General features: G+C 59.9%; 19 protein-coding genes. 11 read left to right on the plus strand and 8 right to left on the minus strand.

Translation table 11 applies throughout. The features are described from left to right. Positions 1-110: 110 nt before the first annotated feature. Together SIB92_RS12965 and trxB are read right to left on the minus strand one after the other, a co-directional pair. Positions 111-1793, minus strand: coding sequence for an adenylate/guanylate cyclase domain-containing protein (locus tag SIB92_RS12965; protein ID WP_412552441.1), 1683 nt, complete (start codon positions 1791-1793; stop codon positions 111-113). A 149-nt stretch (positions 1794-1942) separates the two neighbouring features. Next, positions 1943-2884 (minus strand): thioredoxin-disulfide reductase, encoded by a 942-nt coding sequence (gene trxB, locus SIB92_RS12970; RefSeq protein ID WP_412552442.1) that lies wholly within the window; start codon positions 2882-2884, stop codon positions 1943-1945. A gap of 218 nt (positions 2885-3102) precedes the next feature. Here trxB and SIB92_RS12975 point away from each other — a divergent pair, with 218 nt between their 5' ends. Then, positions 3103-3603: an Lrp/AsnC family transcriptional regulator gene (locus tag SIB92_RS12975; protein WP_294116827.1), complete on the plus strand. Its 501-nt coding sequence runs from the start codon at positions 3103-3105 to the stop codon at positions 3601-3603. A gap of 236 nt (positions 3604-3839) precedes the next feature. Here SIB92_RS12975 and SIB92_RS12980 read toward each other — a convergent pair whose 3' ends face one another. After that, entirely contained in the window at positions 3840-4628 is a 789-nt protein-coding gene (locus SIB92_RS12980; protein ID WP_412552443.1) for a LuxR C-terminal-related transcriptional regulator, read from the minus strand. A gap of 140 nt (positions 4629-4768) precedes the next feature. Between SIB92_RS12980 and SIB92_RS12985 the strand changes: the two genes are divergently transcribed. After that, positions 4769-5362 (plus strand): NAD(P)H-dependent oxidoreductase, encoded by a 594-nt coding sequence (locus SIB92_RS12985; RefSeq protein ID WP_412552444.1) that lies wholly within the window; start codon positions 4769-4771, stop codon positions 5360-5362. A gap of 1 nt (position 5363) precedes the next feature. Here the strand turns inward: SIB92_RS12985 and SIB92_RS12990 are convergent, their stop codons facing one another. Next, complete coding sequence (locus SIB92_RS12990; RefSeq protein ID WP_412552445.1) at positions 5364-6395, minus strand: AraC family transcriptional regulator ligand-binding domain-containing protein; 1032 nt, start codon at positions 6393-6395, stop codon at positions 5364-5366. Between the two features lie 234 nt (positions 6396-6629). Between SIB92_RS12990 and SIB92_RS12995 the strand changes: the two genes are divergently transcribed. The 7 genes from SIB92_RS12995 to SIB92_RS13025 all read left to right on the plus strand — a co-directional run bounded on the left by SIB92_RS12995 (position 6630) and on the right by SIB92_RS13025 (position 12278). Further along, on the plus strand, positions 6630-7469 hold the full coding sequence (locus tag SIB92_RS12995) for an isochorismatase family protein (RefSeq protein ID WP_412552446.1): 840 nt from the start codon (positions 6630-6632) through the stop codon (positions 7467-7469). Positions 7470-7689: 220 nt separating this feature from the next. Continuing rightward, positions 7690-8175, plus strand: coding sequence for a YHS domain-containing (seleno)protein (locus SIB92_RS13000; protein WP_412552447.1), 486 nt, complete (start codon positions 7690-7692; stop codon positions 8173-8175). Between the two features lie 534 nt (positions 8176-8709). Next, entirely contained in the window at positions 8710-9648 is a 939-nt protein-coding gene (locus tag SIB92_RS13005; protein ID WP_412552448.1) for an aldo/keto reductase, read from the plus strand. Then, on the plus strand, positions 9645-10721 hold the full coding sequence (locus SIB92_RS13010; protein WP_412552449.1) for an NAD(P)/FAD-dependent oxidoreductase: 1077 nt from the start codon (positions 9645-9647) through the stop codon (positions 10719-10721). Before SIB92_RS13005 ends, SIB92_RS13010 begins: the two co-directional genes overlap by 4 nt. Next, positions 10721-11380: a DUF938 domain-containing protein gene (locus tag SIB92_RS13015; protein WP_412552450.1), complete on the plus strand. Its 660-nt coding sequence runs from the start codon at positions 10721-10723 to the stop codon at positions 11378-11380. Before SIB92_RS13010 ends, SIB92_RS13015 begins: the two co-directional genes overlap by 1 nt. 99 nt (positions 11381-11479) lie before the next feature. Continuing rightward, entirely contained in the window at positions 11480-11818 is a 339-nt protein-coding gene (locus SIB92_RS13020) for a carboxymuconolactone decarboxylase family protein (protein WP_295175843.1), read from the plus strand. Between the two features lie 61 nt (positions 11819-11879). After that, positions 11880-12278: an EF-hand domain-containing protein gene (locus tag SIB92_RS13025; protein WP_412552451.1), complete on the plus strand. Its 399-nt coding sequence runs from the start codon at positions 11880-11882 to the stop codon at positions 12276-12278. Between the two features lie 51 nt (positions 12279-12329). Here the strand turns inward: SIB92_RS13025 and SIB92_RS13030 are convergent, their stop codons facing one another. Next, complete coding sequence (locus SIB92_RS13030) at positions 12330-14837, minus strand: GcvT family protein (RefSeq protein WP_412552452.1); 2508 nt, start codon at positions 14835-14837, stop codon at positions 12330-12332. Positions 14838-15018: 181 nt separating this feature from the next. Between SIB92_RS13030 and panC the strand changes: the two genes are divergently transcribed. Together panC and panB are read left to right on the plus strand one after the other, a co-directional pair. Then, the gene (gene panC / locus SIB92_RS13035; protein ID WP_412552453.1) at positions 15019-15861 is read left to right on the plus strand and encodes a pantoate--beta-alanine ligase; all 843 of its coding nucleotides are present in this window, start codon (positions 15019-15021) and stop codon (positions 15859-15861) included. Continuing rightward, a complete protein-coding gene (panB, locus tag SIB92_RS13040; RefSeq protein ID WP_412552454.1) occupies positions 15858-16667 on the plus strand; it encodes a 3-methyl-2-oxobutanoate hydroxymethyltransferase in 810 nt (269 codons plus the stop codon). Before panC ends, panB begins: the two co-directional genes overlap by 4 nt. Before the next feature lie 122 nt (positions 16668-16789). Here panB and SIB92_RS13045 read toward each other — a convergent pair whose 3' ends face one another. The 3 genes from SIB92_RS13045 to ggt form a co-directional block, all read right to left on the minus strand. Continuing rightward, positions 16790-18064, minus strand: coding sequence for a serine hydrolase domain-containing protein (locus SIB92_RS13045; RefSeq protein WP_412552455.1), 1275 nt, complete (start codon positions 18062-18064; stop codon positions 16790-16792). 179 nt (positions 18065-18243) lie between these two features. Next, positions 18244-19641 (minus strand): FAD-binding oxidoreductase, encoded by a 1398-nt coding sequence (locus SIB92_RS13050; RefSeq protein WP_412552456.1) that lies wholly within the window; start codon positions 19639-19641, stop codon positions 18244-18246. Positions 19642-19709: 68 nt separating this feature from the next. Further along, positions 19710-21491, minus strand: coding sequence for a gamma-glutamyltransferase (gene ggt / locus SIB92_RS13055; protein ID WP_412552457.1), 1782 nt, complete (start codon positions 21489-21491; stop codon positions 19710-19712). Positions 21492-21510 lie beyond the last annotated feature (19 nt).

Below are 21510 nucleotides of genomic sequence, written 5' to 3' on the forward strand. Positions count from 1 at the left end.
AAGTGTGTTCACGCGTGAACACATAGGGCGGTTTGGCAAAATCTCAAAGCCTTATTTGGCTTTTGCATAGCAAACATGCTGCCGTTGCAATGCTGCAACGCAGCGTGACCTCACACCGTTTCGGCCTGCTTGGACAGCACCGCAGGCAAGGCCGCCGCCCGCTTCAGCGCCAAAGCCCGCACCGGCTGCGCCACACCGCGCAGCTCCAACATCTCAAGGCGATGCGCATCCGGATCATGCCCCGCCGCCGCCAATACAGCTTCGGACACCAGCACCTCCACGCCCAGCGCCTTGGTCTGCCCCTCCAGGCGGCTGGCTGCATTCACCGTGTCGCCAATGATGGTGCGCGGCGCCAAATTGGCCGCGCCAATCTCCCCCAACACCAACTCGCCCAGATGCAGCCCCATGCCAATCGCCACCGGCTGCGCATTCTCCGCCTTCAGGGTCTGATTAAACACCTGCAACGCCGAACTGATCCCCGCGGCCGCCTCAATCGCCGCCTCGGCCGAGGCCTCTTCGCTGTCGAGTTCAAACACCGCCAATAATCCATCGCCCAGATACTTATCGACCGTACCACCCACACCGGTGATCGAGGGCACAATCGCGTCAAAAAACCGGTTCAACAGAAACACCACATCATAGGGCAGCTGCCCCGTGGTGCGCGCGGTGAAACTCCGCATATCCAGAAACAGGATCGCCAACCGCCGCTCTTGCCCCAGGCTCTGATGTGCCCGGGCCTGCTGCCCATCACTGCGAAACACCCGCAACACCGTCGCCGGCTCCTTGGGCCGCAACTGACACGCCAACCGCGCATTCGGAGGGGCATTGACCGCCGCCAAACTATCCGCCTCCGCTTTCTCCGGCGGATGCAGCAACTCGGCCCCATCTTCCACAATCACCCGACAAGTGGTGCAACGCCCGCGTCCACCACACAGCGCCATATGCGGCACGCCAGCCACACGCGACATCTCCAGCAACGTCATGCCCGGCTGCCCGGAAATCTCCGGCCCATCGACATAACGTATGCGCACCGCCCGCCGCGCGCCAATCACCCGTCGCCCAAAATGCACCGCCATGGTCAGCACCACGAGCCCGACAAAAACACCCAGTAAACTGCGGTTGATCTCCGCCAACCGGGCAAAGGTCTCCGCGGTCGGGAAACCATAACTTTCCCGCAAAGCCGCGCCGCCTTCCGGATCAAACAGGCGCATATTCTGCAACCGCCCCTGCACCAGAAACCCGGCCAGCGCAAAGGCCGGCACCAGTGTCGCCAGCGACAACATCACCGGCAGCACCCGCCGCCAGCCGGGCAGCACCCGCAGCCACATATGCAGGCCAATACAGGCGTGAATCCAGACCACCAGCAACAGCGCCGCCTGCTGCCATCCACTGGGCGAATTCCAGATCAGACCGGCAATGAAGCCCATTTCCGGCTCCACCTCAAACCGGTTCTCTGCCACCCGCGTGTGCACAATATGGGTCATCAACAACAGCGGGATCAGCAGCCCCAGCAGAACCTGCCCCGCCTCCGAGGCAGGCATCCGCAGCGTGCGTTTCCGCGCCAAACGGTAGAGCGCCAACCCCATATGGGTCAGCAACGCGCCATAGAGCACCAGCCCGCCAAACCGCCCTTCGGTGAGCTCTTCCAGAAGCTCCTGTCCACCGTGCATCAACTCAAGCGAAAACAGCCCAAGGCCCACATTAAAGAAATGCCACAGCACATAACAAAACAGGATCAACCCCGAAACGATGCGCGCCTTGGTGCGCCAATTGCCCTGCCACAGCTTATTCAAGTCCGATGTCCTTCGCGCGATACCTTCCGCAAAGACTGACCAACAGCGCCCGATGGGTCAAGGCGCAGCCCCCTGCGCATCTGCGCACAGCCCAACAAAAAAACGGGGCCGCAAACACGACCCCGCTTCAATCTCACTTTCGCAAGACCTTACTCGTTCTCAGCGATAAACCGCTCCGCATCCAGCGCCGCCATACAGCCCATGCCCGCAGAGGTCACAGCCTGACGGTACACATGGTCAGTCAAGTCACCCGCTGCAAACACACCGGGAATGGACGTCTTAGACGTGCCCGCCTCAACCTTCACATAGCCGCCATTGTGCAGCTCCAGCTGATCTTTCACCAACTCGCTCGCAGGCGCATGGCCAATCGCGATGAACACACCCGCCGCTGGGATCTCTTTGATCTCGCCAGTGTCCACGTGTTTCACCTTCACACCGGTCACGCCTTTTGGATTGTCGTCGCCAACCACTTCTTCCAGCGTGTGGAACCACAGCGTCTCGATCTTCTCGTTCTTGAACAGACGGTCCTGCAGAATCTTCTCCGCCCGCAGCTCATCGCGACGGTGGATCAAGGTCACTTTGGAGGCGAAGTTGGTCAAAAACAGCGCTTCCTCAACGGCAGTGTTACCACCACCGACAACCACAATCTCCTGACCGCGATAGAAGAACCCGTCACAGGTCGCACAGGCAGACACACCAAAGCCCTTAAACGCTTCTTCACTCTCCAGACCCAGCCACTTGGCGCGTGCACCGGTTGCCAGAATAACCGCATCCGCGGTGTACAGCGTGCCGCTGTCACCCTTGGCCTTGAACGGGCGCTCGCTCAGGTCGAGGTCCACAATCATGTCGCCGATGATCTCACAGCCCATCGCGCGGGCGTGCTCTTCCATCTTCTGCATCAGCTCCGGGCCCTGCACTTCCACAAACGACGGGTAGTTCTCCACCTCGGTTGTGGTGGTCAGCTGCCCACCCGGCTCAATGCCCTGCACCAGCACCGGCTCCAACATCGCGCGACTCGCATAAACGCCCGCCGTATAGCCCGCAGGCCCGGACCCAATGATCAGAACCTTGGTGTGTTTTGTCTCGGCCATGAAAGGCACCTTTCCGCGTTGCAAAATCTAAGTCGGTAGCCGATATAGCCCTCCGCACACGTCAGGAAAAGCCCAAGACCAAAAACCAAAACGTGTGGTCCAAAAAATCAGCAGTCGGCAGAAAACCGTAAAAGGATATTGCGCTAACACGAAATATAATTGCGCATGCGCCCTTTGATGCTATAACAACCGCAAAATTGACCAACGAGACGAGATACATGCCCGGACACCGGCTTGATCCTATCGATCGCAAAATCCTCGCAGAGTTACAGGCCGACGGCCGCATGACCAATGTTGAGCTCGCTAAGCGAGTCGGCATCTCCGCTCCTCCCTGCCTGCGCCGCGTGCGCACGCTGGAAGACGCAGGCTACATCCGCGGCTACCACGCCGACGTAGACAGCCGCGAATTGGGCTTTGAAGTGCAGGTCTTTGCCATGGTGGGCCTCGTCAGCCAGGCCGAAGCAGACCTCTCCGCCTTTGAGGACCGCTGCCGCGACTGGCCGCTGGTCCGCGAGTGTCACATGCTCAACGGCGAGGTGGATTTCATCCTGAAATGCGTCGCCCCCGACCTCAGCACCTTCCAGACCTTCCTGACCGAAGACCTGACCTCGGCGCCCAATGTGGCCAGCGTAAAAACCTCGCTGGTGATCCGCGGCGCCAAAGACACGCCCGGCGTGCCTTTTGAAGTGCTCGAAGAACGGCTCAGCCGAGACGCGTAAACGCGATCAGATTTTCAAAATGAAATAGGCCCGCGTGAAGGACATACCACGCGGGCCTTTTCATATGCGGCGCCACTCTTCGCCGATATACAGTGCTCCGATGGCAAATCACCCACCTCCAATAGAGGTCTACGGCAACCACGTGCCCCAAAATTGAGCACCGCCTATCTGCCACTCACGCTCCTAAGAGCATGACAGCAGGCGTCTGCCCTGCGCAGGTCTAAATTTTGATAGGTTCACAAAGAGATCAAACCCTGAAGCAGCGCCTTGGCCATAGCCTGCTCCCGTGTGGCCGCATCCAGTTTCTGCCGCGCCGCAATAAAATGCTTGTTCACCGCCGCCTCTGAAATGCCCAATGTCTCGGCAATCCGCGCCGTCATCATGCCCTCCGCCAAAAGCGAAAGCACCTCTCGCTGACGCACAGTCAGCGCTTCGGGCTTGGGTGCCAACAGATCGTTGGCACGGGACGGCACTGGCGCGGAAATCGACGTCGCCAGAATGCCGGAGAACAACGCCAAATCAATCGGGCACGCCCCCGTCATCTGCTCCAGACTATGGCGCCCCACCAGCGACACATGAGTGCCCAAAGTGCCGGAGCTACCAAAGCGCGAACAGGCAAACACATCCATGCCCGCCGCCTTCATCCCATGGTCGAGCGCATAGGCCTTTTGCGATTCCGCCTGCGTCCGCGTCATCTGCCCGGTTTGAAGTGTCACCGGAGCTCGGGACTGGAACACCCCCTCAAGCAGCGGATCCACGTCCATATACCCTTCACACAGATATTCCTCCATCCAGTCCATACTCATAGAGGTGTTGATCCACTGAATCCCACGATCCACCGCATCCACCTGCGCCACCAGAATGTGACTAAATCCCAGATTTTCGGAAATCTCCGTGGCCACCTTCCACCGCGCCACCGGCTCCACATGGGCCGCCAATTTTTGCACAACATCAATCACGTGGTTTTTCATCTCAAGCACCCGCACACCCCAACACACACCCCAACTGTCGCCGCAATGGGGCATTGGGTCAACTTTCCTCAGATCCGCCGAACTCCACGCCTCTAAAGAGATCATAACCCACTAAAACAAGACGAAACCTTTCCCTTGAGTTAAAGCCCCCTTGAGGGCTTAGAGTGCCTCAAACACATTTCCAGAGGCCCCCAATGCACGTTCTCACCGTTCTCGATCACCCCAACCCCAACTCCTTCAGCCATGCCGCCGCGCAACACTTCATGGCCGGAGCAGATGCCGCAGGGCACAGCACCGAACTGGCGGATCTGCATGCCGAAGGTTTCAACCCGCTCTGGTCCATGGCCGACATCGACAGCGATGGAAAAACCAACGTGCCCGCCGACGTCACGCATGAGCAAAACCGCATTGCCCGCGCCGACGCCATCTGTCTGATCTTTCCATTGTTCTGGTGGGGCATGCCCTCCATGACCAAAGGCTGGGTCGATCGGGTCTGGAGCTGGGGCTGGGCCTATGACCAACTCGACGACTATGAAAAATCCCTGCAACGCAACCGCAACGGCCTGCTGCTGATCCCAGCGGGCGCCCGCTCGGACGAGGTGGAAAGCAAAGGCTACCGCGCCGCGCTCGACACCTGCTGGACAGAAGGCACCTTTGGCTTCTTTGGTTTCTCACCGCGCCGCATGGAATTGCTCTATGGGTCCACCGGCTCAGAGCCGCGCCGCAAGGCGCTGCTCCAGCAAAGCTACGACTGCGGCGTCACCTTGCCACCGCCCGCGGGGACCTAACTCAGGTCTGCGGCAATCCCAGCACCTCGCCCTGCGCCGCCTTGCGGAAGGCGCGCGGCGATTGCCCGGACCAGCGCTTAAACGCCCGCGAAAACGCGCTCTGCTCGGAAAACCCGGTCAGAAACGCAATCTCCACCAGCGAATAGGGCGACCCGCTCACCAATTGGTGCGCCAGCTTCTGGCGCGCCTCATCGACCAAAGCCTGAAACGTCTTGCCCCGCTCGGACAGACGCCGCTGCAACGTGCGCTCCCCCACACCCATACGCGCGGAGACCTCTGACAATTGCGGCACCCCGCCACTCAACAGCTTGGCCACCTCGGAAATCACCTGCGCCTCCAGCGGTTGCTCCTGCGCCACCACTTCTTTCATCGCCAGATCAAGCTGCTGGGTCATATAGGCCCAGATCGCCGAATCCCCGACCACACTCGGTTGCGCCACCTGATCGACGCAGAAAAACATCGCGTCGCTTTCCGCGCCAAACTCCGGCGTCAGGCCAAAATGTTCCACCACCGGTCCAATCAACCCGTCCCGCGCGTGTCGGAACTGCACATGTTGCGGATAGAGCTCCAGCCCCGTGGCCTCCCGACATAACGTCAACGTGGTCGCCAATGCCGCCTCATGGGAGAGCGCCAGGCCCAGCCGCACCGGATCCGGCCCTTTCATCGCCCACATATACCGGTCACCCTGCTGCTCTGCCGTGAACTCGGACACCTGATTGTGCAGCCGCACATATTGACAGACCCGCTGCAGCCCCTGCTGGATGGTTGGCGCGGTCTTGAACGCCAGCCCAAACAGGCCAAATTCGTCACAACGCATGCTGGCACTGGTTTTCATGTGAAACTGCACATCCGGCCATTCACTGGCCGCCACGGCTTCCATCAGATCAAGATAGGCCCCAATCGGCACCATCACCTCAGGATCCTGCGCCGTCTCCGGCGTCAGACCAACCATCTCATACAGCGGCGCCTTGTTGGGCAAAGCCACCGCATGCTCAATCTGCTTACGCGCGTAAATCGCTGAAACTACGCCCACGTCTCAAATCCGCTGTCTAAAATTTTCTGTTCGCTGCCACGGATTATAGGCCGTTAACATGTTTGTGAACAGCCTTTTGACCATTGGCACATCCGGTCAAGTCTTTGGCACCTGCTGTCAATATTGTGCCCCGCGGCCTGTCCTAAACCATCTTCATCACCCCGGCGCTTCTCCTCCCCGCGCCAAACACCGCAACCGCGTCTCCGGACGCATCTGATGACAGAAGGACATCCCATGACTCCCTCGTTCCGCACCCTCAGCACCTCTCTGGCCCTCGCCATCCTCGGCGGCGCCGCCACCATCTCCGCCGGTTCTATTGTGCTGGGCCTTGGCGCCACCGCCGCCGGCGCACAAGAAGCCCGCGCCGCCACCGCCACCATGCCGCCGGTCAACGACGGGCTGCCCATGCCTGGCTTTGACATCACCCAGGGCGACACCGCCATTGTGATCACCGACCCGCAAAACGACTTCCTCTCGCCGGACGGCGTGACCTGGGGCGTGGTCGGCCAGTCGATCACGGAAAACGGCACCGTCGAAAACCTCGACGCGCTGTTTGCCGTGGCCGAAGAAGTGGGCATGCCGCTGTTTGTCTCGCCACACTACTATTATGAGCACGACCACAAATGGCACTTCGAAGGCACGCTGGAAACGCTGATGCACAGCATCGGCATGTTTGACCGCCCCAGCGCACTCGACATGACCGGCTTTGAAGGCTCCGGTGCCGACTGGCTGGAAAGCTACAAGCACTATTTCGAGCATGACCACGTGCTGGTGACCAGCCCACACAAGGTCTACGGCCCGGACAGCAATGATCTCGCGCTGCAACTGCGTAAGAAAGGCATCAATAAGGTCATCCTCGGCGGCATGTCGTCCAACCTCTGCACTGAAAGCCACATGCGCTCCCTGATCGAGGCCGGCTTTGAGGTCATGGTCGTGACTGACGCCACCGCCGGTGCCATCACCGAGTTCTATGACGGTTACGCCGCCTCGCTGACCAATTTCCGCATGATCGCCAGCAAGGTCGACAACACGGACAACACCGTGGCCGCCATCAAAGCTGCTTACAACATGTAAGCCTTCCCTTGGGGCGCAGTCCTGTCCCTACGCCTGCGCCCCCTTTGGTGGCTGCCTCTTCCCGACGCGCGTCCCCGCGTTTGTGTGGCCACCCCGTCCCGGCTCCAACTCTTCCCGATCATTCCGTTGGGGCCGGGCACTCCCCTTGCCTGTTGCCCGGCTTTCCCAAGACGCCGCGCAACAGGCCTTTTCTTCCCCATGATCTTGAAAGGACATCCCCATGACCACCAAACTGACCCTCACCGTGACCCTCGCGGCCATCTCCCTGACACTGGCCGCGCCGGTCTTTGCCGAAGACGAGGTCAACGTCACCAACGGCTTCTCGCTTGACGGCGTGCCACTGGCCCTGCGTGGCGTGGATGCGGTGGCGCTCTCCACCCTGAATGCGGTGACCACCGGCGCAGCTGCTCATTCCGTGGTGGTGGACGGCGTCGCCTATTACTTCGCCTCCGAGATTTCGGCGCAGAAATTTGAAGCCGCGCCACAAGACTACATGCCGCAATACGGTGGCTTCTGCGCTTTCGCCGTGGGCATCGGCAAAAAGCTGGACGGCGATCCCCGCTATGCGGACATCGTCGATGGCAAGCTCTACCTTTTTGTGAACGCCGCTGTCTTTGCCAAGTACAAAGAGAACCCGGAAGACACCCTGGCCAAAGCCGCGGAGATGTGGCCGACCATCGAACACGCCGCCGTCGGCAGCCTGTAACCCCTCAACCGTAACCCGGGACACATCTGGCAGGCAGAGTTTGGCGGCTCTGCCTGCCCTTCGTTTTGCGCGGGACCGCACCACGGCGGACGGCCTGTGCCTTTCCCTTCGGAGCCTGGTCGCTGATCCCGAAAAGATCTGGCGCAGCGGCTGGGTCCAGCGGCCCAGCGAGGCCTGCCGAGTGGCCGCTTGACGCAGACGGGACGATGGATCAGGGATCATCTCAGCGACAGGGGCCAAGGGAGAGCCACAGGCCCTTTCCCTTTGGTGAGAGAGCGTCCTTTTTCCGACATTTATTAACGCCACCACACCTCTTGTCATGCCCCACACCCCCACCTCCGTAAAACAGTCGCGATACCGACGCAAAACCGACGTGGTTTAGGGACTGTTCTAAGGCACATGGAAAAGGTTAACCACACGCCGCGTCTGGCCAAGATGTACCCTCAAGGGGCACCCCGCGCCCTCTGGAAAACCCCACCCAAAACGTGCAAAAAACCACTTCCCCCGAAATGGTTCACATGGCAACGTCCCGCCATGACGCAGACAATTTCCAGCCCGAACGGCACCCCGATCAGCCGCTTTGCCTTTGGCACCATGCAGTTTGGCGGCACCGCCTCCGAGCGTGACAGCGCCGAGATGTTTGAGGCCTGCCTGAACGCCGGCATCATCCATTTTGACACCGCCTATCTGTACACAGATGGCGCCAGCGAGACGATCCTCGGTAAACTGGCCGCGCCGCTTCGCGAGCGTTTGGTGATCGCTACAAAGGTTGGCTACCGCGGCGGCGCGGGTGCAGAAAATCTGCGGTCACAATTTGATGTGTCGCGCCAGCGGCTCAAGATGGATCACGTCGACATTCTCTATCTGCACCGTTTTGACGCGGACACGCCAATTGAGGAAACCCTTGAAACCTTTGCGCAATTCAAGGCGGACGGGCAGATCTCTCACGTTGGCCTCTCCAACTTTGCTGCCTGGCAAGTTGTGAAAGCCACCTGGGCGGCCTCCAACCTGGATCTGACAATCGACTTTCTCCAGCCGATGTACAGCCTTGTGAAACGTCAGGCGGAGGTCGAGATTCTGCCCATGTGCGCCGACCTGGACATCCTGCCAGCCACCTATTCCCCACTTGGCGGCGGTCTGCTCACCGGCAAATACAGTGCCAAGAACGCAGACGGGCGTCTCGCCACAGATGAACGCTATGCCGCCCGCTATGACGTTGATTGGATGCGCAAAACCGCTGCCGATCTTTCCGAATTGGCCGCCGCGCAGGGCGTGCACCCCGCCACATTGGCCGCCGCCTGGGTCGCCAAACACAGCGCCGCACCGAGCCCCATCCTCTCCGCGCGCAACCTCGCACAGCTCGAGCCCTCTCTGGCCGCGACACGCTTTGAGATGGACGACGCACTCTACGCCGAGATCACCGCGCTCAGCCAGACGCCCGCCCCCGCCACTGACAGATTGGACGAAGCATGATTGATTTTCTCATCATCGGCGGTGGCATCGGCGGCATCTCCGCCGCCGCCCGCCTTGCTCCTCTCGGCAAAGCCGTTGTTCTGGAAAGAGAATCTGCTCTCGGCTACCACGCCTCTGGGCGGTCCGCCGCAATGTTTGAGCCTAACTACGGCTCCCCCAGCACGGTAGAACTCAGCCACGCCAGCGGTGACTTCTTCAAATCCGAGGATGGCGGCTTCCTTTCCCCACGCGGCGTGATGTTCCTCGCCGCCAAAGGCGAAGACGAAGCGTTCAAACGCTGCTGCGAGAGCTTTGACGCTGACCCGATGGACCTGCAACAGGCCTCTGAAATGGTGCCGATCCTCAAAACGGAGGCCATTGGCAATGTCGCGCACCACCACTCTGGCGAAGACATAGACACCGACCGGCTGATCCAGTGGTTTGCCAAAACCTGCCGCGCCCACGGTGGGGAGGTCCACACAAGCCAAGAAGTGACCAAAATCACAAAACTTTCAGGCGGTTGGCAGGTCCTGGCAAACGGCGAAACCTACACCGCCAAAATGCTGCTGAACGCTGCTGGCGCCTGGGTGGACGAGGTCGCCAAACTCGCGGGCATCAAACCTCTCAACGTCACGCCCCTGCGCCGCTCCATGGCGCGCATTCCGGCGCCGGGCGGGCATGACGTCACAAACTGGCCCATGCTGCTCGACATCCACGAAAACTGGTATTCCAAACCCGACGCAGGCAGCCTCATTGTGTCTCCTGCTGAAGAAGATCCAATGCAGCCCTTTGACGCTTGGCCGGATGACATGGTCATCGCCGAAGGCCTTGCGCGCTATCAGGAATTTGTCACCGAAGAGGTCACCCGCGTCGAAGCCACATGGGCGGGCTTACGTACCTTTTCACCCGACCGAAACCTCGTGATCGGCCCAGACGCGGCCGAGCCAAGTTTCTTTTGGGTGGCCTGTCAGGGCGGCTATGGCTTCCAATCCTGCCCGGCTGTGGCGCAACTGGTTGCCGACCTTGTTTCCGGACAAACACCGGCAATCGATCGCAAGGTCATTGCCGCTCTTAATCCCCAGAGGTTTGCCTGATGCCCCGCCGCCTCAACCTGCCTGACAGCGCCTCGGTTGCCACACCCGACAGCGGCGGCAAGCTCTTTGCCCCGTCCGCAGCGCGCAACACAGAACCGCTGACCAAGGCGCTGGCGGAGCTTGTCCCGCCTCAAGGCCGTGCCTTAGAGATCGCCAGCGGCACCGGCCAGCACATCGTCTCTTATGCCAAGGCATTTCCGCTGGTCACGTGGCAGCCCACCGAAATTGCCGAAGACCGGATTGCCAGCATTGCGGCCTATCTCTCCGAAGCCGCGCTAACCAACGTGGAAACCCCGATCCTGCTCGACGCAACCGCACCAGGTTGGAGCGGCATCTCCGGCCCTGCGGACCTGATCCTGCTCAGCAACCTGCTGCACTTGATCAGTCAAACAGAGGCCGAGGTACTCATCTCGGAAGCGGCACAAGCCTTGGCACCAGGCGGGTACCTTGTAGTCTACGGTCCATTCTCGCGTGATGGGGTTTTGGTCTCCGACGGCGACGTCCAGTTCGATCAAAGCCTGCGCACGCAAGATCCTGAAATCGGGTATAAATCCGACGTCGCCATTCAGGCTTTTGGCGCCTCCTGTGACCTGACGCCCAATAAGCCCATTGAGATGCCTGCCAACAACCTGCTCCTGACTTGGCAAGCGCCATCTTAGGACGCCACGTCACGCCCTCCTTTTTTGCATCGCACCTGATCGAGATCAAATTCACATTCCTCAAACGGAATATGATGCACGCAAACCAAGGAGATTCCCATGAGCTGGACAGACAAAATTTCTGAAACCCGCACCCAACTGCGCGGATTGAACAAAGCCATCCCTGACACCGCACGCGCCTTTGGCGGGTTGAGCAAATCCGTAAAAGAAGGCGGTGTGCTCGACGTGAAGACCAAGGAGTTTGTCGCGCTTGGCATGGCCGTTGTCAGCCGCTGTGAGCCTTGCATCTCCCTGCACTGTGACGCCCTCGTGCGGGCCGGCGCCACCAAGGAAGAAGTGGCCGATGTGCTGGCCATGGCGATCCAGATGGGCGGTGGGCCAGCAATGATGTATGCGGCAAAAGCACAGGAGTGTTTTGAAGAGCTCACTGCGGGCTGACACTGTCCCGATTGCCACTTATGGTTGGGTCCAATTGTTCCGCAACACATTGGACCTTCCCATGCGACGCTCTCTTGTTTTGGCTGGCTTTCTGGCCTGCTCCACCGCCTTCACCGCCCAGGCCGCTGACATCTCCAGTTGGAGTTTTGGCAGCGACGGCACCATCACGTGGGCCGACGTGGAAGAGCTGCGCAAGTCCATCTTTGAGACCTTTGACGCTGACGGCGATGGCGCGCTCAGCAACGAGGAATACACCGCCTTTGACAAGGCCCGCGCGGAGGCCGCTGGCAAAGACGCGTCCTCCCTGCTCTTGCGCGCGGTGTCTGGTTTGGGCCGGGAAAACACAGACCTGAACCTCGACGGCTCGGTCACCCGCGCGGAACTGGAGACCGCTCTGCGTGAATGGTTTGAACGGGTGGACGCCAACAAAGACGGCGTGATCACCAAAGGCGAATACTAAACGCAAAACGCCCCGCTCAATGGCGGGGCGTTTTCTATTCCCGGGGGAACCTTAACCGTCTTTGCGGATGGTCTCGTTTTTAGGATCATAAGGGCTGTCGCAGGTCACTGTGGCATCCCACAACTGATCCAGGATTTTGACCTTCAGCTTGGTGCCTTCGACCGCCAGATCCGGCTTCACGTAGCCCATGCCGATGCTCTTCTCAAAGGCCACCGAGTAGCCGCCCGAGGTCAAACGCCCAACGCGCTCACCTTCCGGCGTGTAAAGCACCTCACGCCCCCATGGGTCTGCATCTTCCGGCCCATCAATCAGCAAGGTGCAGCACTTCACCCGCACGCCCAGCGCCTCCATCTCGGCTTTGCCGTGGAAGTCTTTGGAAAGGTCGATGAAGCGTGGCAGGTCGGCCTCGGCTGGCGTCGCGTCACGGCCAAGCTCGGTGCCAAATGCGCGGTAGCTTTTCTCCTGACGCAGCCAGTTCTGCGCCCGCGCCCCTACGAGTTTCATGTCAAACTCCGCCCCTGCTTCAGTCAGCAGATCCCAGAGATAGTTCTGCATCTCAATCGGATGGTGCAGCTCCCAGCCCAACTCACCGGTATAGGCCACACGGATCGCATTCACCGGACACATGCCCAGTTCAATCTGGCGCGCAGACAACCAGGGGAAGCGCTTGTTGGACAGCGCAGTCTCTGGATCGGCATCGCTGATCACTTTCTTCAGCACATCACGCGACTTTGGCCCGGCAATGGCAAACACACCCCACTGCGTGGTCACATCCTGGATCTCGATGTAGCCAAACTCCTCCATCTTGTCCTCGGCCGCCTTGCGCAGGAAATCCGCGTCGTATTCGGTCCAAGCCCCCGCGGAGACTAGATAATAATTGTTCTCGCCATTGCGTACGATGGTGTATTCGGTCCGCGTCGTACCCGCCGCCGTCAACGCATAGGTCAGGTTGATGCGCCCGACTTTTGGCAGCTTGTTACAGGTGAACCAATCGAGGAACTGGGTCGCGCCGGGCCCTTTGACCACATGTTTGGTAAAGGCGGTTGCGTCGATCAGGCCCACGCCCTCACGGATCGCTTTCGCCTCATCCACGGCGTACTGCCACCAACCGCCACGGCGGAAGCTGCGGCTCTGCTCATCAAAGTTCGATGGCGCATCCAGCGGGCCATAGTAGTTCGGCCGTTCCCAACCATTGACCCAGCCAAACTGCGCACCTTTTGCTTTCTGTCGGTCAAACGCCGGAGAGGTCCGCAGCGGACGACACGCGGGTCGTTCCTCATCCGGGTGGTGCAGGATGTAGACGTGCTCATAGCACTCTTCGTTTTTGCGCGCGGCAAACTCGGTGGTCATCCAGTTCTGCGAGTAGCGCTTAGGGTCCAGCGACGCCATGTCGATCTCGGCCTCGCCATCCACCATCATCTGCGCGAGGTAGTAGCCCGTGCCACCCGCCGCGGTGATGCCAAAGCTAAAGCCTTCCGCCAGCCACATGTTGCGCAGCCCCGGCGCTGGCCCCACCAGAGGGTTGCCATCTGGCGTGTAACAGATCGGCCCGTTGAAGTCGTCTTTCAGGCCGCTTTCGGCACAGGACGGCACACGCTCCGCCATCGCCATATACTGATCCGCGATCCGGTCCAGATCGAGCGGGAACAGATCGGCGCGGAAGCTGTCCGGCACCCCATGCTCAAACCGCGCCGGTGCGCCATGCTCATAGATACCCAAAATCCAGCCGCCACGTTCCTCACGCGCATAGCTCTCATTGTCCGCATCGCGCACAACCGGGTGCTCCGGATTGCCCGCTTCACGCCATTTCACCAGTTCCGGATCCTGATCCATCACGATGAACGTGTGCTCGACAGGGATCGCAGGCATCTTGATGCCCAGCATCTTCGCCGTGCGCTGCGCGTGGTTGCCCGATGCGGTCACAACATGCTCTGCGGTGATCACAAAGGTCTCATCGCTCGGCACCAGGTTGCCGCCCTTTTCCACCATCTTGGTGCAAGTCACTTCCCAATGGGTGCCATTCCAGTGGAACGCATCCGCCTGGATCTTCCGCACGATGTCCACGCCCCGCTGCCGCGCGCCTTTGGCCATCGCCATGGTCACATCCGCCGGGTTGATATAGCCATCCTCAGTGTGGAACAACGCGCCTTTGAGGTCATCGGTCTTGATCAGCGGCCAGCGTTCGCTGATTTGTTCCGGAGACAGCCACTCATACTTCACACCACAGGTTTCTGCGGTGGAGGCGTAAAGCATGAACTCGTCCATGCGGTCTTGCGTCTGCGCCATACGCAGGTTGCCGACCACGGCAAAACCAGCGTTCAGCCCAGTCTCTTCTTCCAGCGTCTTATAGAAATCCACCGAATACTGGTGAATATGCGTGGTCGCATAGGACATATTGAACAGCGGCAGCAACCCGGCGGCGTGCCAGGTCGAGCCGGAGGTCAGCTCATCCCGCTCAATCAGCATCACATCGTCCCAACCGGCCTTTGCGAGGTGATAGGCAATCGACGTGCCAACGGCACCGCCGCCAACAACAAGGGCTTTTACGTTTGTTTTCATGAGACAGGCGACTCCCCTGAGCATAATCCTTTTGCGCAAACTGTACCGAAACCGCGCAAAAACGCACGGTCCAGCCGACGCTTGATTGCACAATTGCGACGCCACGTAGGCGCAAAAAGCCTTGCTGCATCGCAGCGGGGGCATTACACCCCACAACCACCTTGAAGGGAGACAGGCAAGAATGCGTATTTGCCGCTCGATTTCGGACTGCCGCGCTGCAGTCCAACAGCTTCGCGCCACCGGTGAAACCGTGGCAATGGTGCCCACCATGGGCTTTCTCCACGCTGGCCATATGTCGCTTGTGGAAACCGCCAAGGCAGAGGCCGACCATGTGGTTGTCTCGATCTTTGTGAACCCCACCCAATTTGGCGAAAGCGCTGATCTGGAGGCCTACCCCCGCAATGAGGCGCGCGACCTTGCGATGCTGCGCGAAGCGGGTGTCGCCGTGGTGTTCCTCCCTGAGGTGGAGACCATGTATCCGGCCGGTGACGAAACCATCGTCGAAACCACGCGTTTGGCCAACATGCTGCACGGCGAAGTCCGCCCGGGCCATTTCCGCGGCGTGACCACCGTGGTGGCCCGGCTCTTTAACATTGTGCAGCCCGACGTGGCTGTATTTGGCGAAAAAGACTACCAGCAACTTCAGGTCATCAAGCGCATGGTTGCTGATCTGCACATGCCTCTCACTATTGTGGGTGCGCCAACAGTGCGAGAGCCCGACGGCCTTGCCATGTCCTCGCGCAACGTACGCCTTTCGGCTGAGGATCGCCAAGCCGCGCTGGTCCTTTCCAAATCCCTCGCTGCCGCCAAGGCCGCCGCAACCGGTGCCACGATTGCCGACCTGCACAAAGTCATCGCAGACACCATCGCCGCCGAGCCACGTGCTGTCCTCAAAGGGCTGGACATCGTCGCCGCCGAAACACTCAATACCATCGACGGGCCGCTCACAGGCCCCACCGCCATCATGATCTCCGTTGCCTTCGGCGACATTCTCCTGATTGACCAAAGGGTTGTCACACCATGAGCACACAGACCCCCATCCGCCGCACCACGGTGCCACAGATCGCCAACCGCAAGGGTGCCGAGCCGATTGTCAGCCTCACCAGCTACCACGCGCATACCGCTGCCATCGTGGACAAATACGCCGACTTCATTCTGGTTGGCGACAGCCTCGGCATGGTCATGCACGGCATGGAAAGCACCGTTGGCGTGCCACTCGATCTGATGATCATGCACGGCAAAGCTGTGGTGCGCGGCACCCAAAAAGCGCTGGTGGTCGTGGACATGCCTTTTGGCACCTACGAGGAAAGCCCCTCCGTGGCCTTCCGCAACGCCGCCAAGATCATGAAAGAAACCGGCTGCGGTGCGGTGAAACTCGAAGGCGGCAAGCGCATGGCCGAAACCATCCGCTTCCTCACCGAGCGCGGCATCCCCGTGATGGCCCACATTGGTCTCACGCCGCAATCCAGCCACGTCATGGGCGGCTTCAAAACTCAGGGCCGCGACGAAGACACCTGGGCGATGCACGAAGAAGACGCGCAAGCCGTGGCTGAGGCCGGCGCCTTCGCTATTGTGCTTGAAGGCATGGTTGAACCCCTCGCGGCCAAGATCACCAAGCAAATCCCGATCCCAACCATCGGCATTGGCGCTTCTGCCGAGTGTGACGGCCAAATCCTTGTGCTTGAAGACATGCTCGGCCTGAACGAATGGACTCCGAAGTTTGTGAAAGTCTACGGCGACCTCGGCCCGGCCATCGAGCGCGCCGTCAGCCAATACGCCGACGAAGTCAAAGACCGCAGCTTCCCAAGCGAGGACGAGGTCTACCGCTAGGCCCATCTGGCTTCATTTGGCCTCAAGGATCCCCGCCGGAGGCTCCTGCGATCCCGACACGCTCAGACAGCAAAAAGCCCCGCGCAACCGCCGGGGCTTTTCCTTTTCCCTGTCGCGACATTTTACAGTGGCGCCACCGCCTCCAGGATCGCAGGCACAATCTCCACAAATAAAAGCGTGTTCATACGCTCGGTCTCAGTCTGCGGGTACCCACCATTCATCGCAATCACCGTGTCCGTCGCTGGCTCCATCACCAACGTCTGCCCATGAATGCCAACAAAAACGATGATCTTGTGGCCTTTGATGTTCAGCACGCGGATCTGATCCTTGTACCAGCCATCCGGCGCCAGAGCAGCCTCTTTGCCAACGGACCAGGCCGCCCGCACGCGGTCATTGCCTTCCCACAGCGCCTCAAGGAACGCCTGAGGCACCACTTGCTCACCCAGATGGTTTTGACCTTCGTTGAGGAACACACGCCCCATTTTGGCCAGATCTCGTGTGCGCATGTTCAAGCCACCGGAGGCCACCGTGTTGCCCGCCGCATCCGCCTGAAAGTATGCTGGCCCCTCGGCCCCCAGTTTGCTCCAGATCTTCGCCTCAAGGTAGTCCGCCAACTTCTCGCCCGTGACCTTCTCCACAATCAGGCCCAAAATCTCGGTGTTTGGGTCCTGATACTGATAATGCGTGCCCGGGGCGTATTTCTGACTATCGATGGTCAGCAGGTAGTCCTGAATGCCGTTGAGCCCGCTGTCATTGGGGCCATTCCACTCCTGCGACTGCGTAAACCTTGGATCCCAGGACATAAACGGCGGTGTCTTGATATCCAGGCCGGAATTCATATCCGCCACATCCTGCACCGAGACACCCTCAAACGCTGTACCTTTGAACTCGGGCAGATAAGCCTCCACTGGTTTGGACATATCCAACTTACCCTCAGCCACCGCAGTCCCAGCCAAAGTCGCGGTGAAAGACTTAGTCACCGACATATCCAGATGCGTGCTCTCCGGCGTCATCCCGCTCCAGAAGTGCTGATGCAACAACCGGTCGCCTTTGAGCACCACCATCGAGTGGTTCTTCAGGCGATACTTCAGCAGTGTATCCAGCGTCTGAACACCATCCGCATCCAGACCGGTCAACTTGGTGAAATCGAGCGATCCGCTCTCATCTTGCCACACCTCCGGCGCCACCGCGTCCCCCGGCTCCACCACATAGTGCCGCGTGAATTTGTAAGCGTTGGGGAAGGTCACCGACGCATGTTCACCGGTGTCCCAGTTGGCTTGCGAAATGCCAAAATGTTCAACTTGCGCCAGGAAATCCTCATCCACAGGCTGCAACTCCGCAGCCATCGCCATTGAGGAAAAAGAAACACAGCTCACCAGAGCCAGATGCTTGAACATGGTTTGGTACTCCCAAAAATAATCGTTCAAAACCGAGGTAAAATCACCACCATGACGTGCGATGATCTCGATCACAACGAAAACGTAGGGAAGGTTGCCGACAAAAGAAGTCAGGCACTCACAAAAATGTGACCACTCGGCCATTTTTGGCCGAGTGAGCTCCTACCAACTTGATAAGATTAAAAAATCTTACCCGGGTTCATGATGCCGTCCGGGTCAATCGCCGTCTTGATCGCCGCCATCACGTCCACCGCGCCGCCCAGTTCCTTGCGCAGGTACGGCTTTTTGCCCTGCCCAATGCCATGCTCACCGGTACAGGTGCCGCCCATCTCAATCGCCACATCGTTGAGCCAGCTGACATAGCCCTGCGCGGCAGCTACTTCATCCGGGTTGTCCATATCCACCAGCGGCAGCATGTGGAAATTGCCGTCCCCGACGTGGCCCACAACGGTAGAGATCAGCCCGAGCTCATCCGCCTTTTCTTTGGCCGCAGTCACACATTCCGCCAGCCGCGAAATTGGCACACAGACGTCGGTGGAAATGCCTTTGGCGCCGGGACGCAACGCCAACGCCGCCCAATACATATCATGCCGCGCCTGCCACAGTTTGCTGCGATCCTCGGCCTTCTGCGTCCATTCAAACCCGGTGCCGCCAACCTCTTCCGCGATATGGCCAAACATCTCCGCCTGTTCCGCTACACCGGTTTCCGACCCGTGGAACTCCAGCAACAGCAAATGCTGCTCCGGCAGGTCCAGCTTCGAATAATCATTCGCCGCCTTAACAGCCAGAGAATCCAGCAACTCAATCCGTGCCACTGGGATGCCATACTGAATGGTCATCATCACCGCCTGACAGGCCGCATCAATGGTCTCAAACGAACAGCGCGCCGAGGACATCGCTTCTGGAATACCCTGCAGCTTCAGCGTGATCTCGGTGATGATGCCCAAGGTGCCTTCAGAACCAATCATCAGACGGGTCAGATCGTAGCCCGCGCTGGATTTCTTGGCCCGGCTTGCCGTGCGGATCACCTCACCAGACGGCAGCACAACCTCAAGGCTCAGAATGTTGTCTTTCATCGTGCCATAGCGCACCGCATTGGTACCACTGGCGCGGGTGGAGGCCATGCCGCCCAGCGACGCATTGGCGCCGGGGTCAATTGGGAAAAACAGCCCCTGGTCGCGTAGTTCCAGATTCAACTGCTCGCGCGTCACCCCCGGCTGCACCACACAATCGAGGTCCTCGGCATTCACTGCCACAACCTTGTTCATCTCGGTCAGGTCGATACACACCCCACCCGCCGGTGCATTCACGTGGCCCTCCAGCGAAGTGCCGGTGCCATAGGCAATCACCGGCACCTTATGGGTGGCGCAGGTCTTCACGATGTCGCTCACCTCTTGGGTGGACTTGGCAAAGATCACCGCATCCGGCGCCTGTGTCTTGATCCAGGTGGTGGTGTGCCCGTGCTGCTCCCGCATCGACTGGCCGGTGTGAAACGCCTCGCCAAACTGCTGTTTCAACACACCCAACGCCGCCGCAATACCATCTTCATTGCGCGGCAAATCCACTGCCAATCCCATGGGCACTCCCCTTCTCCATGTCGCTTTGCGCCATGGCTACGCGGCACCTATCCCAAGGTCAAGCGCGGCTATTCGCCATAGGCCAGCCCCTCACGCCGGTTGTCCGCGCCCCCCTGCAAACTCTCCCCAACGGCAATTGCGTGCAAGCCGGAATTCAGGTCGCGTGCATTCACCTTGTAGCCCATGCCGGTCAGCGGCTCGCCAAACTCCATCGCCGCGCTTTCTGCTTCAATGTCATAGGTGCCAAAGCGGTTCACCAGATGTGGCAGATCAATTGCCTGCTGCACGTCCATCCCCCAATCCAGATGCGCGATGATGGTCTTGGCGACATAGCCAATGATCCGACTGCCGCCCGGGCTGCCCACCACCAGAGTTGGCTTACCATCCTTCAGCACAATGGTTGGCGCCATTGAGGAACGCGGCCGTTTGCCCGGCTCAACCCGATTGGCCACCGGCACACCATCACGATGGGAGCGGAAAGAAAAATCCGTCAGCTCGTTGTTGAGCAGGAAGCCATTGGTCATCACCCGACTACCAAAACCGTTTTCAATCGTCGTCGTCATGGACAGGGAATTGCCGTAGCTGTCGACAATGGAGATGTGCGACGTGGATGGCTGCGCAAAGCTCTCTCCATCCGCATAGTGCAACGCATGATCAAACTCCGGCGCGCCCGGCTCCACGCTTTCCAAAGCCGCAGTGCCTTCCAACAGCTTTGCACGCTCCGCCAGATACTCTGTTGCCAACAGCCCCACGCTTGGCACCGGCACATAGTCACTGTCGGCCATGTAGCGGCCCCGATCAGCAAAGGCGAGGCGGGAGGCATCGCCAATCAGCCGCCAAGCATCCGCGCTGTCAGGCCCAATCCCTGCAATGTCATAGGGCTGCACCAATCCGAGGATTTGCCCCACGGTCAGCCCGCCGGATGATGGCGGCCCCATGCCACAAACATCATGCGTGCGGTACTCCACACAGACCGCCGGCCGCTCCTTGACCTGATACAGCGCCAAATCCACCGCGCTCAGCACGCCCGGATTGTTCGCGTCCTGTACAGCCCCCACAATATCCGCCGCGATCTCACCGGTGTAAAACGGGGCCGCGCCCTGTGCTGCCATCAAGCGCAGGCTCTTGGCGTAATCCATGTTGAACAGGATCTCACCTTCCGCTAGCGGGGTGCCTCCGGGTAGGAAATAGCCAGCGGTGACAGGGTGAGACGCCAGCCGTTCGGCATCCCGTGCCACGGATGCGGCCATACGCGGCGACACAGGGAAGCCGATTTCAGCATGGCGAATGGCCGGCAAAAATAGGCTTGGCCACTGGCTGCGCCCCCATTTGCGGTGCGCCACTTCCATCAACATCGGAGTCCCCGGAACGCCCACGGACCGCCCGCCAACAACCGCCTCAAAGAACTTCAATGTTTCGCCGTTCTCATCCTGAAACAACCGAGGAGTGGCCGCCAATGGCGCGGTCTCGCGCCCATCCAGCGTGGTCACTTCTCCGCTTTCGGCGTCATACCAGACCAAGAAGGCACCACCGCCCAAACCCGAGCTCTGCGGCTCGACCAGACCCAATACAGCCTGCACCGCCACCATGGCGTCCGCCGCCGTGCCTCCGTCGCGCAACACTTCTGCGCCAGCCTCCACCGCCAAGGGGTGCGCCGCCGCAACCATCCAATCCTTTGCCTCGGTGGGCGCGCCCTGCGTCTTGGCGGACAGCGCCGCCTGCAGGCTTTGCGGCACAGTCATGCCCAGCGCGGAGCCCTCTTCTGGCGCCACACCATCCGCCGCCTCCTGCGCACCGGACGTGGACGCCAACAGGCAAGCAACAGAAACCGCTGATAAAAATCGCTTCATGACCAACTCCCAAACCAAA

This window comes from Shimia sp. MIT1388, from assembly GCF_047124445.1.
Classification (GTDB): domain Bacteria; phylum Pseudomonadota; class Alphaproteobacteria; order Rhodobacterales; family Rhodobacteraceae; genus Shimia.

What these genes read in the sequence shown, in the direction of transcription:
- SIB92_RS12975 (WP_294116827.1), top strand. Translation starts at nt 3,103, where the DNA reads ATGCCCGGACACCGGCTTGATCCTATCGATCGCAAAATCCTCGCAGAG.
- panC (WP_412552453.1), top strand. Translation starts at nt 15,019, where the DNA reads ATGCGTATTTGCCGCTCGATTTCGGACTGCCGCGCTGCAGTCCAACAG.
- SIB92_RS13020 (WP_295175843.1), top strand. Translation starts at nt 11,480, where the DNA reads ATGAGCTGGACAGACAAAATTTCTGAAACCCGCACCCAACTGCGCGGA.
- SIB92_RS12985 (WP_412552444.1), top strand. Translation starts at nt 4,769, where the DNA reads ATGCACGTTCTCACCGTTCTCGATCACCCCAACCCCAACTCCTTCAGC.
- ggt (WP_412552457.1), bottom strand. Translation starts at nt 21,491, where the DNA reads ATGAAGCGATTTTTATCAGCGGTTTCTGTTGCTTGCCTGTTGGCGTCC.
- SIB92_RS13015 (WP_412552450.1), top strand. Translation starts at nt 10,721, where the DNA reads ATGCCCCGCCGCCTCAACCTGCCTGACAGCGCCTCGGTTGCCACACCC.
- SIB92_RS13025 (WP_412552451.1), top strand. Translation starts at nt 11,880, where the DNA reads ATGCGACGCTCTCTTGTTTTGGCTGGCTTTCTGGCCTGCTCCACCGCC.
- SIB92_RS13005 (WP_412552448.1), top strand. Translation starts at nt 8,710, where the DNA reads ATGACGCAGACAATTTCCAGCCCGAACGGCACCCCGATCAGCCGCTTT.
- SIB92_RS13000 (WP_412552447.1), top strand. Translation starts at nt 7,690, where the DNA reads ATGACCACCAAACTGACCCTCACCGTGACCCTCGCGGCCATCTCCCTG.
- SIB92_RS13050 (WP_412552456.1), bottom strand. Translation starts at nt 19,641, where the DNA reads ATGGGATTGGCAGTGGATTTGCCGCGCAATGAAGATGGTATTGCGGCG.
- panB (WP_412552454.1), top strand. Translation starts at nt 15,858, where the DNA reads ATGAGCACACAGACCCCCATCCGCCGCACCACGGTGCCACAGATCGCC.
- SIB92_RS13030 (WP_412552452.1), bottom strand. Translation starts at nt 14,837, where the DNA reads ATGAAAACAAACGTAAAAGCCCTTGTTGTTGGCGGCGGTGCCGTTGGC.
- trxB (WP_412552442.1), bottom strand. Translation starts at nt 2,884, where the DNA reads ATGGCCGAGACAAAACACACCAAGGTTCTGATCATTGGGTCCGGGCCT.
- SIB92_RS12995 (WP_412552446.1), top strand. Translation starts at nt 6,630, where the DNA reads ATGACTCCCTCGTTCCGCACCCTCAGCACCTCTCTGGCCCTCGCCATC.
- SIB92_RS13045 (WP_412552455.1), bottom strand. Translation starts at nt 18,064, where the DNA reads ATGTTCAAGCATCTGGCTCTGGTGAGCTGTGTTTCTTTTTCCTCAATG.
- SIB92_RS12980 (WP_412552443.1), bottom strand. Translation starts at nt 4,628, where the DNA reads ATGCCCCATTGCGGCGACAGTTGGGGTGTGTGTTGGGGTGTGCGGGTG.
- SIB92_RS13010 (WP_412552449.1), top strand. Translation starts at nt 9,645, where the DNA reads ATGATTGATTTTCTCATCATCGGCGGTGGCATCGGCGGCATCTCCGCC.